This is a genomic window from Erythrobacter sp. W36 (assembly GCF_057364935.1).
Window position 1 is genome coordinate 1,820,966 of record NZ_CP200281.1, and the last position, 12,958, is coordinate 1,833,923.

A 12,958-nucleotide genomic window follows, 5' to 3' on the forward strand; every position below is an offset into this window, starting at 1 on the left:
AATTGTTGCCACTGGGAACACAACTATCGGAGCGCACAGGCGCTCACGCACGTCTGCAGCTAGCTTTACTTCCTCGCAAACCAAATCACGTGATGCGCGCCCTTGTTGTTGGGGCGGGAGCGCACGCGGCGTTCTTCTACCTTTAGCCGGGCGTCTTGCAGGCGGCGTCTAAAGCCGTGGTCAGGCGCGGCGGACCAGACCGCAAGAACGCCGTCCGGGGTTAGAGCATCGCGTGCTTTGGCTAGGCCTGTGCGCGAATAGATGCGGTTGTTATCGGCACGCACCATTCCGTCCGGGCCATTGTCGACGTCGAGCAGGATCGCATCGAACTTCTCGCATGTGCCATCATTCGCATCATCGATCAGCGCGGCGACATCACAAATCTTAAGGTCGAGGCGCGGATCGTCCAGCGCATCGCCGGTGAGCTCTGCCATCGGGCCCTTGGCCCATTCGATGATCTTGTCGGAGATTTCAGCGACCACCGCCTCGCCTTTCGCACCCATCCGCGCGAGCGCCGCGCGGTAGGTGAAGCCCATACCGTATCCGCCGATCAGGATGCGCGGATTTTCCTTCTCCAACCGGTCAAAAGTAAGCTCGGCCAACTGCTCCTCAGAGAAGCGCATGCGCGTGCTCATCAGCTCATTATAGCCCAGCACAATCATGAAATCGCGCCCGTGGCTGTAGAGCTCAAGCACTTCCCCATCGGGGATTTCAACGGTGTCGATCAGTTCACGTTTTAGCATGGCGGAGGCCTTAGTCGGATAGGCGCGGAAAGGCACGCTTTTCGTGTTTTCGCACCTTTGACTGACACTAGGCCTCTGCCAGAGCTAGCGCGCGCTACCCACTGACCTCCAGCACCATATTAGTGGGTGTCTCGGCCGCTCGGCGCACAGATGTAAAGCCTGCCTCGTTCAAGACCTCCGTCAGCCTGGCTTGCCCCGCCTGCGCGCCCAGCCCCATGCCAACGTCCTGACTGACAGAGGCGGGTGTGCAGATCGTGGTCGAAAAGCCGTAGTAGATCTGTCCGAGTGGGTGCATATTTTCCGCCATGCTGTCTCCCGCCATCGGCTCGACCAGCATGAATGTGCCGTCTTCCTTCATAGCACCGCGGATATGCTTTGCCGCGCCCACTGGATCACCCATGTCGTGCAAAGCATCAAAGATGCACACGAAGTCATAATCCTCGTCGGCAAAATCCTGCGCCGAAGCAACTTGGAAATCGACGTTTGTGACGCCCGACTTTGCGGCGTTCTGGCGGGCCTCGATGATCGAGGGTTCGTGAAAGTCGATGCCGTGGAATGTGGACTTAGGAAAAGCCTTCGCCATCATCACAGTCGATGATCCGTGCCCGCATCCGACATCGGCCACCTTCGCGCCCTGCCTCAACTTGTCCTCGACACCGCCCAGTGACGGGATCCAAGCGCTCATCAAATTGGCCTGGTAGCCAGGGCGGAAGAAGCGGTCGGTTGCGCAGAAACAGCAGGATGATTGCGCGCTCCAAGGCCGGCCATCGCCACTCTTGAATGTCTGGACCGCTTGTTCCTGCTCTTCATATTGAGCCACAACCGCCTGAAAGAACCCCTGCATGCATGCGGGCTGGCCTTCGCGGGTGAAGATCAGAGCTTGCTCCTCAGTCAGAGCAAATGTCTCTGACGCGGGGTCATAGGTCACGTATCCTGCGGCCGAGACGGAGCCGAGCCATTCACGTAGATATTTGGGGTTGAGGCCGGTTGTCTCAGCCAGCCCTTCGATGGAAATCGGGCCATGCTCATCAAGCGCCGCAAAGACGCCAGACTGATCGCCGATATAGGCCATCAGCAGACTGACGGAGGCCGCCACATCGCCAATGACCTTTCCGGCCAGTGCTTCTAGTTTTGCTTCATCAAGCTCGGTCATTATCGCATTCCTCCATGGTTGGATTGATGCGACCCGTTGCCGATTTTTAGCGCGATTGCGCGCGCAGCAACATTAGCACACTTGGCTATAAAGCCAATGCGAGTCCCAAAACCTCAAACAAAAAGGCCGCCTGGATCAACTCCAAGCGGCCCTTTTAATTTTCTAATTGAGAGACTTAGTCTTTCAGGAAGTCTGGCATTGCAGCCGGGCCATCGCTGTCCCCGCCTTTGTCGCCGCCGCCGCCACGTGGGCCGCGACCGCCGCCGCCGCCGCGTGGACGACGATCACCGCCGCCGCGACCGCCCCTATCGCCTCTGGGCTTGTTTTCGCGTGGTGGACGGGTGTCTTCCAGCTCTTCGCCGGTTTCCTGGTCAACAACGCGCATCGACAGGCGGACTTTGCCGCGCTGATCGATCTCGAGAACCTTGACCTTCACTTCTTGGCCTTCGGAAACAACGTCAGTGACTTTCTCAACGCGCTCGTTCTTCATTTCCGACACGTGGACGAGACCGTCCTTGCCGCCCATGAAGTTCACGAATGCGCCGAAATCAACGATGTTGACGACCTTGCCGTTGTAGATCTTGCCGACTTCGGCCTCTTCAACGATGCCTTCGATCCATGCCTTCGCAGCTGCGATCTCATCAGCGTTTGAAGAGCTGATCTTGATCGTGCCTTCATCGTCAATGTCGACCTTCGCGCCGGTTTCAGCGACGATCTCACGGATGACCTTGCCGCCCGTGCCGATGATGTCGCGGATCTTCGACTTGTCGATCTGCATGGTTTCGATGCGCGGTGCGTGCTTGCTGACTTCACCGCGTGACGCGCCGAGCGCTTCGGTCATCTTGCCCAGGATGTGCGCACGGCCAGCTTTCGCCTGCTCCAGCGCCTGGGTCATGATTTCCTGCGTGATGCCGGCAACCTTGATGTCCATCTGAAGGCTGGTGATGCCTTCTTCTGAACCGGCCACCTTAAAGTCCATGTCGCCCAAGTGATCTTCATCACCCAGAATATCTGACAGAACTGTGAAGTCGCTGCCTTCAAGGATGAGACCCATCGCGATGCCGGAAACCGGACGTTTCAAAGGAACGCCTGCGTCCATCATCGAAAGCGAGCCGCCACACACGGTCGCCATTGAAGACGAGCCGTTGGACTCGGTGATGTCTGACAGAACGCGGATCGTGTAAGGGAAGTCCTCAACACTTGGCAGAACCGGGTGCAGCGCGCGGAATGCGAGCTTGCCGTGGCCGGTTTCGCGGCGGCTGGTAAAGCCGAAGCGGCCCACTTCGCCGACCGAATAAGGCGGGAAGTTATAGTGCAGCATGAAGTTGCTGTAAGAGAGGCCTTCCAGCCCGTCGATCATTTGCTCAGCGTCTTTGGTGCCAAGCGTGGTGGTGCAGATCGCCTGCGTTTCACCGCGAGTGAACAGCGCCGAACCGTGGGTGCGTGGCAGCAAGCCGACCATCGCCTCAATCGGGCGAACTTCGTCGGTCTTACGGCCATCGATGCGCTGACCATCCTTGAGGATCGCCTTGCGAACGATGTCGCTTTCCAGCTTCTTCACGAGCTTAAGAATGCCCATGTATTGTGCTGGATCGCTCTCTTCGAGATCGGCAAAGTGCTCGCGCGCTTTGGCGCGGGCTGCGTTGACGGCGTCCTGACGGGCGCTCTTCTCGGTCAGCTTGTAAGCCGCTGCCATGTCGTCGCCGATGGCGCCGCGCAGCTGCTCAAGTGCGGCTGATTTGTCTTCAACCGGAGCAAGTTCCCAAGGATCCTTCGCAGCTTGTTCAGCCAGATCGATGATCGCGCCGATAACCTTGCGGCTTTCCTCGTGAGCAAACATCACCGCGCCGAGCATTTGCTCTTCGGTCAGTTCTTTCGCTTCGGATTCGACCATCATCACCGCGTCTTGCGTCGCAGCGACCACGAGGTCGAGATTGCCGTCTTCGCCCAGCGCATCGTTGATGGTTGGGTTGAGAACGTATTCGCCTTCATTGTTGAAGCCGACGCGCGCTGCGCCGATTGGGCCCATGAATGGCAGGCCAGAAATCGTCAGAGCGGCAGAGGCAGCAATCATCGCAAGGATATCTGGCTCGGTCTCGCCATCATAGGAGAGGACCTGACAGATAACGTTGATTTCGTTGTAGAAACCTTCTGGGAACAGCGGACGACATGGGCGGTCGATCAGACGGCTGGTCAGCGTTTCCTTTTCAGTCGCGCGGCCTTCGCGCTTAAAGAAGCCACCCGGGATCCGGCTAGGCGCTTGAGAATTTTTCTTGATAGTGAACGGTCAGCGGGAAGAAATCCTGGCCTTCCTTCACAGATTTGGCGGCGGTGACTGCGCACAGCACCACGGTTTCGCCATAGGTGGCCAGAACAGCGCCGTCGGCTTGACGGGCAATACGGCCGGTTTCCAGAGTGAGGGTTTTCCCGCCCCACTCCAGCGATACGGTTTTCGTGTCGAACATTGATTTTCCTTTATGACCCGCGCCGCCATATTGCGTGCACGGGGCCTACTTTGCGAGGTTAAACCGGACCCGCGCCGGTGTGGGGCGTGCTTTTCAAAGCCCCAAGGCTGGATCACCGAATTGTGACCCGTGCCCCTATTCGTTTGCGTCATCCCAGCGAAAGCTGGGATCTAGAGCCATATAGCACAATACTTTAAGCCCTAGATCCCGGATCAAGTCCGGGATGACGAATACTAAACGGCCCGCCGAAGCGGGCCGAAGCATTTCGTCACTTACGCAGACCCAGTTTCTGGATCAGGGCGTTGTACCGCTCAACATCTTTCTTCTTGAGATAGGCGAGCAGGTTACGGCGCTTGTTGACCATCATCAGAAGGCCGCGGCGCGAATGGTTGTCTTTGTGGTTGCCTTTAAAGTGATCGGTCAGGTTGCGGATACGCTGGGTCAGGATCGCGACCTGTACCTCTGGACTTCCGGTGTCACCCTTACCTTGGGCGTTGTCCTTGATGATCTTGGCTTTTTCTTCGGCAGTTACCGACATAATATTCTCTCTTACTCAGCGACATCGGGAAGGTTAAAGCCCCGCACGATTTTGGTCGTACCTTCGATCAACTCAACGAGCGCTACCGGAACATTGTCCAGCATCGCGCAATAGAGCCCATCGGTTTGGGGCAGTTCAGACAGGACCCGGCCCTGGCGGACCGCCTGCGCGCTAGTCTGATCAAGGATTAAGGCCGGGATGTCGTCCAGCCCCGCCTCGAGCGGCAGGAGTAGGTCAGATAGTTGCGCGCCATTAGCGATTTCGTTCAACTTGTCCAGCGAAATCGCCCGTGTTTCGGTAAATGGCCCTGCCTTTGTGCGCCTCAGATATGTGACATGGCCGCAAGTCCCCAGCGTTTGGGCGATATCGCGGGCGAGCGAGCGGATGTAAGTGCCTTTGGAAACATGGGCTGAGAGGGTGATACTTTTCAGTTCTTCGTCACCCTGAACTTGGTTCAGGGTCCATCCCTCAGAACTCTTTTCGAAGTTTGAGCTGGCGATGGATGCTGAAACAAGTTCAGCATGACGCGGCGTGAGAGAGTGGATCGTAACCGCCCGTTTCTTCAGCTCCACCTGCTCGCCAGCCCGCGCCAAATCATAGGCGCGCTTGCCGTCCACCTTCAGTGCGGAATAGGTCGGCGGCACTTGCTCTATTGGCCCAGTAAAATCCGGCAGCACAGCCGTGATCTCGTCCAAGGTCGGCATGACGTCGCTGCGCTCAATCACCTCGCCCTCAGTGTCGAGCGTGTCGGTCTCCTCGCCGAAGAGGATCGTGAAGTCGTAGATCTTGCTGGCATCCAACATCCGGCCCGCCAGCTTGGTCGCTTCACCAAGCGCAATCGGCAACACCCCCTCGGCCAGCGGATCAAGCGTGCCGCCATGCCCGACCTTGGTCTTGGCATAGCCGCCTTCGCGCAGCACGCGTTTCACTGCGCCGACAGCCTGCGTCGAGCCAAGCCCGCGCGGCTTATCGAGGATTATCCAGCCGTGCGGTGCGGGATGGATCGGGGCGGGACGATTGCTCATTCCGCCCCGCTAGGGACTTGTGTCCAATCCCTCAAGCCGCTTCGGGTGCAGCCTCGCCCTGAGTCTCCGCACCGCCCAGTGCGAACACAGGTGTCTGGCCGTAAACAAGCTTGTTCATCACCAGCGCTGTCAGGATCGACAGCAGCAATGTCACCGCCATACCGTGGATGTAGTGCGCAGGCTCCCACACCATGCTCCAGAAGCCGTAGAACACCACGCCCGTGACCACGCCGATCATCGCCGCACCGGCCTTCACATTCTTAAACAGCAAGCACACCACGAAGGCGCTTAGGATTGGCATAGAGAGCAATCCGTACAGCTCCTGCACCGTGTTGATCAGGCTTTCCTGACTGGCGAAGAATGGCACCAAGAGCAGTGCCAGCACTGACATCGCAATCGACACAATCGCGCTCAGCTTCGCGACCGAGGTTGGCCGGTCGACATAGGCCTCGTGAATGTCGCACACATAGAGCGCCGCCGAGGCGTTGAGGATGGAGTTAAAGGTGGTGAGCACCGCCGCCGCCAGAGCCGCCGCAAACGCGCCGGACAGCCACACCGGCAGAACATCACCTACGATACGGCCATAAGCGGCATCGCCCACATCGCCGTAGAGCTTGTAGGATACGATGCCCGGGATCACGACAATCGCAGGCACGATCAGCAGGCGAATGCCCGCCGCGGTCAGCACGCCCTTTTGCGCTTCCTTGATATTGGGCGCAGCCATCGCGCGCTGAGTGATCGTCTGATTGGTCGACCAATAGAAGGTCTGAATAAAGATCATGCCCGTCAGCAGAGTGTGCCACGGGATCGGGCTGTCATTGCTGCCAATCAGGGTCAGGCGATCCGCCGGAATGCCTGTCAGGTCAAAGTCGATAGCCTGCAGAGCGAGATAGACGACCAGCAAGGCAAGGCCCAGGATCAGCACGCCGGAATAAGTGTCCGACACCGCAACCGCCCTCAGACCGCCGAAAATCGCATAGCACGCGCCCACTACCGCTAGGATCACGGCCACGATCAGCAGGTTCTCCAGCCCCGTATCCAGCCCCACCATCGAAAGCAGGAACAGCGAGCCGCCATAGAGGATCGCGGGCAGGAAAATGAACAGATTGCCGAACAGGAACAGCACGCTGATCAGCGCACGAATATGCTTGTCGTTGTACTTCTTCTGCAGCAGCTCCGTCGTCGTGGTGCAGTTGTTTTTGTAATAGACCGGCAGGAACACAAACGTCAGGATCAGCAGGCCCGCCACCGCGGCAAATTCCCACCACGCGAGCAGCGCCATCTGATTGCCATTCATCCCGATCAACTGATCGGTGGAGAGGTTCGTCAGCGTGATTGAGCCAGCGATGAAATACCATTTGAGGCCGCCGCTGGCGAGGAAGTAGTCCTTCTCGCCCGAATGCCGTTCGTCCAGCTTGCCGCGGCAATGCATGTAAGTGGCAAAGGCGATCAATGCGGTGATGCCCACAAAAACCGCAATCTGGATGGTACTCATTTACGAACTCTCCCAAATTCTCAATCTACCGAGACAACCGGTAAATTGCGACATCACGTGCGCCAACGCTTACTGAAAGCGGCGCGCTCGTATCGCCCGCATCTGCCCCGCTCCAGACATCGCGGATATTGAACGTATCGCTTCCAAAATCGACTTCAAACCCGCTGAAATCGTCTTTCAAACCATCTTCAGGCCACGCATAGTTTTCACTTAGAGGCTGGTTGCCGCGATTAAGAAACGCGAGCGCAAAATCGCCGCCCTCCAGCGGACGAACCCAAACCTCCAGCCCGTCTCCCTTGCGTATGGGGTAACCCTGGATACCTTTTGGGTCCAGCGCGACGTCAAGTAATGCCCGGTTCTTCAGCGCCGCGAGTTCCGCCTCATCAAGCTCCCTGATATCTGTTCCCAAGATCAGCGGCGATGCGAGCATTGCCCACATCGCAAAGTGCGCGCGGTTTTCTGCCAGGGTCGCAAGATTACCGAACTCTAGCATATCCGGGTCATTCCAATGCCCGGGGCCAGCAGCCTGCCGTTTGCCGTCTTGCAAGTCGAGGATCTGCATGATGCCATAGGATTTCCAGGTCCCGTGATCGACCGTACAGTCCCAGCAATTGATAATGTCGCCCGTTGTGCGCCACAGATGCCCAACATCCTTGCCCCAAGTCCACGGATCGTTTTCTCCCCATTCGCAGATCGAAAAGACCATCGGACGGCCCGCTGCGTGAATGGCATCGCGCATGGTGGTGTATGCTTCGATCGGGTTGCGCTGAGCATCGCCCTCTCCCGTGTAACACCAATCGTACTTGAGGTAATCGACCCCCCAACGCGCATATTGCAAGGCGTCCTGATACTCATAGCCTTGGCTACCGGGACGCTTCTGACAGGTATATTCACCGGCGTCAGAGTAGATACCGAATTTGAGCCCGCGCGAATGGATATAATCGCCAAGCGCTTTCATGCCGGAAGGAAAGCGTTCGGGATCCGGCTGAATAAAACCATCCGCGTCGCGTTCACCGTGCCAACAATCGTCCAGATTGACGTATACAAATCCCGCATCGCGAAGGCCCGTACTGACAAGTGCATCTGCGGTTTCGCGGACGAGCCGCTCGTCAATATCGCAATCGAACTTGTTCCAGCTGTTCCAGCCCATCGGCGGGGTTTGCGCCAGCCCCTCAAACTTCTGAGCGGCGGCTGGTGATGCCAAACCGATGGCAATGGCCAGGAAGGCAAGAAAACGAAGGCAGGCAGCAAGCATGGAATAAACTCCGTGGTAAAATGACGAAGGCGGGCATTCCGTCATCCGGAACACCCGCCCTCCTCGCTCATCGCGTGACACGATGACGTGCGACCCTCATGCGCTTAGAACTTCGCCCGAACACCCGCGGTGTAGCGTGCGCCAGTGCGCTCATAGGTGAGCACCCGGTTGGGGAAGCGTGAGAAGTCCCGTGTGTCTTCGTTGAGAACGTTGAGACCTTCTACAAACACCTGGAACTGGTCAGTGATTTCATAGCTGGCCGAGAAGTCGACTTGGCCGAAGCTCTCACGCTGACGCGGTTCGCTTTGAGCATCGTTTGCCAGAACCAGGAAACCATCACGGTAGTTGTACGAAACGCGCGCTGAGAACGGCCCGCTTTCATAGAAACCCGTAACGTTCACGGTGTGCGGTGTGAAGCCATTGAAGCCGAGATCGCCAGCTGGCGCATTGTCTTGGCTGGAGTTCACATAGGTGTAGTTGATGATCCCGCCAAAGCCGTTGTCGAACGTCTTTTGGAAGGCGATTTCCGCACCAGTGATGCTGCCCGAAAGGCCGTTGCGCTCACGGGTATCCTGGAAGGTCACATCCACTGGCGTGTCGACGGTCAGGCCGCCATTGCCAGCTGGGAAGATCACCACGCCCGGTACTGGCAGAGTGGATTGCTCGATGAAGCCGCCCAGTTCCTTGTGGAAGCCAGCGATGCTGAAATAGCTGAGCGATTCGAAATACCATTCGAATGAGACGTCGAAGTTGTCCGATTCAAAGGCTTCGAGCAGCGGGTTGCCGCCGCCGCTGAGCGGAGCATCCGAACGACCGCCAAAGGTGTTGGCAACGCCCAAAGAGGTAAGCGTTGGACGCGTCACCGTGCGAGCGTAGCTAAGTCGCAGAACGGTGTCCTCGGTTGGCTCAAGCTTGAAGCTCGCCGATGGCAGGAAGTTCACATAATCGTTTGGAACCGAGACGTTCGTCGCAGGACCAAAGACCGTGACAAGCTGGGTATCGCCCGGCGTCTCGCGGAATTCGATAACCGGCTGATCGATGCCGCTCGACAGAACGTCAGTGAAAGCGATGCGGAAACCAATGTTGGCAGACCATGGCAGCTCGCCGCCAAAATCGCCGCCCCATTCGGTGCCGAAGTGCGCAGCGTAGATCTGCTCTTCAACCGCGAAGCTGCCGCCTGGGTTGAAGCTAGGCGTGTAGATGCCGAGCACTGGATCAAGTCCGCCGCTGTTCAGATAGGACAGCAGTTCAGCGGTGTTGCCGCCGGTGCGATCTGCATTCTGAAGGTTGGCCACATTGTTCAGCTGAGCAAAGGCATCAGCGAAACTTGCGGTCAGGATCTGCGCGGGAACCGTATCGGCACCTTCTACACCGCTCAAGAAGCCATCGAAGGAGAACGTGCTGAGGATCGAGGTGTCAAACGGTACGGTATAGCCGCAATATGCGCAGAAGATTTCAGCCGCAGAGATGTTGCCGAAACCTGGCGCTGCGAAGTTATCAAACAGGTCCTGCGTCTTCTCTCGGTCGGTGTAGATACCGCCGAACGAAACATTGAGCAGCGGGCCTGCATCGACTTCCCAATTTCCGTCGAAGCGAACTTCGAACACTTCGTCTTCAACGCGGGTGCGGTTGACGTTTACGAAGTGCAGGCGCTGAATGCTCTCGTCGATAAAGTCAGCGTCATTGATGTTGGTGATGGTCGAGATACCGCCGGTATTGACGGATTCGATCAACGGCGAAGTTGGTGCGAGTGCGCCCAGCACCACAAACGGGTTGGTGCCATCACGGGTCGCGCGCGACCATGCAACGTCAGCAACGAATGTCAGGCTGTCGGTCGCCTCGAACTCGAAGTTTCCGCCAAACGCAAATGTCTCTGCTTCGCGGTTGTTCGAGGTGAGCACGTTGTCGTTTTGCGACAGGCCGACTGTGTCAGCGATGTCTGGGTTGCGCACGCCAAAGTCGATGCTTGGGCGGCTGAACGATGTCACCGTGCCATTGGCATCGATTTGCGGATCGAGGAATGGCGGGCTGAAGAAGCCAGAGAATTGCTGGTCGAACGAGTCAATTTCGAACTTCGAGTAAAGACCATCAAATGTCGCGGTGAAGCGATCGGAAGGCGCGAACTGGAGCGCACCGTTCAGGGTCAGACGCTCACGATCTTGAACGTCGCGGCTGAAGATCACCTGCTGCTGTACGCGGGCACCTTCTGGCAGAGCACCGATATCGGCCGCTTGAAGCCCGGTGGACGATTCAGGTGCGAAGATCGCTGCATCGCCTGCACGCAGCGCATAGCCGCCGGTCAGGTTGCGGTCGATTTGCGCGTCACGCTTGTTGTAAGATGCGCCAAAGAGCACGCCAACATCGCCGTTTGACCAAGAGATCACGCCGCCGAGGTCTGCGCCAAATTCTTCGCTCAAATTCTCATAGATGCCTGCAGCAGAAAGCGAGACATTAAGGCCCAGCGGGCGATCAAGTGGGCGGGCGGTGGTGATGTTCACAACCGCGCCGATGCCGCCTGATTGCAGGCCAGGCTGCGATGATTTGTAAACTTCAGCCGACTGAATGATGTCAGCGGACAGAACGTCGAATGAGAATTCGCGCCCTGGATTGTCTGTTGCCAGCGTCCGGCCGTTCAAGAGAACCGCGTTGAACTGCGGGCCGAGGCCGCGAACAGTGATGGATTGGCCTTCACCGCCAGAACGATCAATTGCAACACCGGTGATACGCTGAAGCGCCTCAGCGACGTTTTGATCGGGGAACTTGCCGATGTCTTCAGCAGAGATCGCGTCGACAACAACTGCGCTGTCGCGCTTCAGGTCGATCGAATCTGCAAGGCTCTTACGGAAACCGGTAACGATGATGGCATTGCCTTCACCTTCCGCTTCGGTGGTCGCTGGCGCGGCTTCATCCTGCGCATAGACTGGCGCTGAAACGGCAATTGCTGCGAATGCAGCTGATTGAGCCAACACGGCCCGCTTCGAAATTCTCATGGCTTATCTCCCTTAGCCCTGCCCCATCCGCGCCCGCACAGGGAATGCGAACAATCGAACGGCACAATTCGTCAAAAAACTGTTTGAAAATGCAAAAGGTTCGCAGGTCATGCGCTGAGCATTCAGGCCCCTCTGGCCGCACATGCAAACCCATCTCGTCACGCGAGTGGCATCCTCCTCTTCCCACCGAACACCCAATTGACGTGATCGCATTTGCGACCCGAGGTGTTTCGATTGCGGCAACTAACGCGCTATTGCGTTGAGCTGGCGTGGGAACGAAAATGGCGCTCAGACCAGCGAAAGCCATAGGCGGATTGGACTGGCATGAACTTTTTGGGAGTTTCTCCCAGCCAATTTGCCCGAGCTTTCGCAAGTGTCATAATTTTGCAACGCCGGTCGCTTGGTCAAGCCTGATCAGCTAACGGGTTAGCCGGATTGCGATCCCAAATCGTCAAATTGCACCGGATCACGGCCAATTCTGGAGCGATATTCGGACGGCGACCAGCCCACCGTTTTGCTGAATTGGCGGCTGAAATGATATTCATCGCAAAAGCCCAGCTCATCGGAGATATCGCGCAGCAAGACGCCTGGCTCGCTGAGCATTTGGCAGGCCCGCTCCATTAACAGGCCTGTGCGATAGCGCCCGGGAGAGCGCCCGGAAAGCTTGCGAAAGCGCTTGCGGAACGCCTCATAGGATTGGTCCATTTGCCGCGCCGCTTGGCGCACATCCATGGTCGCTGCAATCGCCGCCTTGGCCCGCTCCAGCCAGGCAATATCGCCGCCCAAATCCTCTTCACCCGCCTGAGTGATGTCCGCCAGCAATTCCTGCAAGCGGATGGATTCGCGCAGCAACTCATGCTCCGTATGCGCATCAGGCTGATTGATGATCGACAAGATCCGGTCGCGCCAAAAATCCATCGGGCGCAGGGGGATCACCGGACGGTCACGGTCAAAACACCCGCCCTCGCGCCACATGTCGAACACCGGCCCTTCAAACACGAGGTAAAATTCGTCCCAGGTCTCGCCGCGTTTGGGGCCATACCAATGCTCAACGCCGGGAAAGATCAGGATCGCATCACCTGCGCGCACCGGCAGGTTCAGCCCGTTCTCATCGCGGTAAGTGCCTTCGCCCCGCGTCACATAGACCAGAGTGAAATGCGGCAAGGTGCGCCGCGCGGTCAAAACGCCCACGCCCTTGTTGAGAAAACAGGCCAGCTTTATCCCGCCGATAGGCGACAGATGCAGGTTCTGTTTATATACCTTTTCTTCCCACATCACTTTTCCTTAAAGTTCG

At 57.7% G+C, this 12,958-nt stretch carries 8 protein-coding genes and 1 pseudogene; all 9 read right to left on the minus strand.

The window, feature by feature from the left end; genetic code table 11:
* Nucleotides 1-65: 65 nt before the first annotated feature.
* Complete coding sequence (locus AC0V6U_RS08850; RefSeq protein WP_472642808.1) at nt 66-743, minus strand: spermidine synthase; 678 nt, start codon at nt 741-743, stop codon at nt 66-68.
* Nucleotides 744-837: 94 nt separating this feature from the next.
* Nucleotides 838-1,896 (minus strand): class I SAM-dependent methyltransferase, encoded by a 1,059-nt coding sequence (locus tag AC0V6U_RS08855; protein WP_472642809.1) that lies wholly within the window; start codon nt 1,894-1,896, stop codon nt 838-840.
* A gap of 175 nt (nt 1,897-2,071) precedes the next feature.
* Nucleotides 2,072-4,361 (minus strand): annotated as a pseudogene (gene pnp, locus AC0V6U_RS08860) (polyribonucleotide nucleotidyltransferase).
* A 268-nt stretch (nt 4,362-4,629) separates the two neighbouring features.
* A complete protein-coding gene (gene rpsO / locus AC0V6U_RS08865) occupies nt 4,630-4,899 on the minus strand; it encodes a 30S ribosomal protein S15 (RefSeq protein WP_298468140.1) in 270 nt (89 codons plus the stop codon).
* An 11-nt stretch (nt 4,900-4,910) separates the two neighbouring features.
* A complete protein-coding gene (gene truB / locus AC0V6U_RS08870) occupies nt 4,911-5,924 on the minus strand; it encodes a tRNA pseudouridine(55) synthase TruB (protein WP_472642810.1) in 1,014 nt (337 codons plus the stop codon).
* A gap of 31 nt (nt 5,925-5,955) precedes the next feature.
* On the minus strand, nt 5,956-7,419 hold the full coding sequence (locus AC0V6U_RS08875; RefSeq protein WP_472642811.1) for an SLC5 family protein: 1,464 nt from the start codon (nt 7,417-7,419) through the stop codon (nt 5,956-5,958).
* A gap of 25 nt (nt 7,420-7,444) precedes the next feature.
* Nucleotides 7,445-8,674, minus strand: a complete 1,230-nt coding sequence (locus AC0V6U_RS08880) for a glycoside hydrolase family 27 protein (RefSeq protein ID WP_472642812.1) — start codon at nt 8,672-8,674, stop codon at nt 7,445-7,447.
* Between the two features lie 104 nt (nt 8,675-8,778).
* Nucleotides 8,779-11,664 carry a TonB-dependent receptor gene (locus AC0V6U_RS08885; RefSeq protein WP_472642813.1) on the minus strand — a complete coding sequence of 962 codons (2,886 nt, stop codon included), beginning with the start codon at nt 11,662-11,664 and terminating at the stop codon, nt 8,779-8,781.
* A gap of 426 nt (nt 11,665-12,090) precedes the next feature.
* Entirely contained in the window at nt 12,091-12,939 is an 849-nt protein-coding gene (locus tag AC0V6U_RS08890) for a helix-turn-helix domain-containing protein (protein ID WP_472642814.1), read from the minus strand.
* Nucleotides 12,940-12,958: the final 19 nt, after the last annotated feature.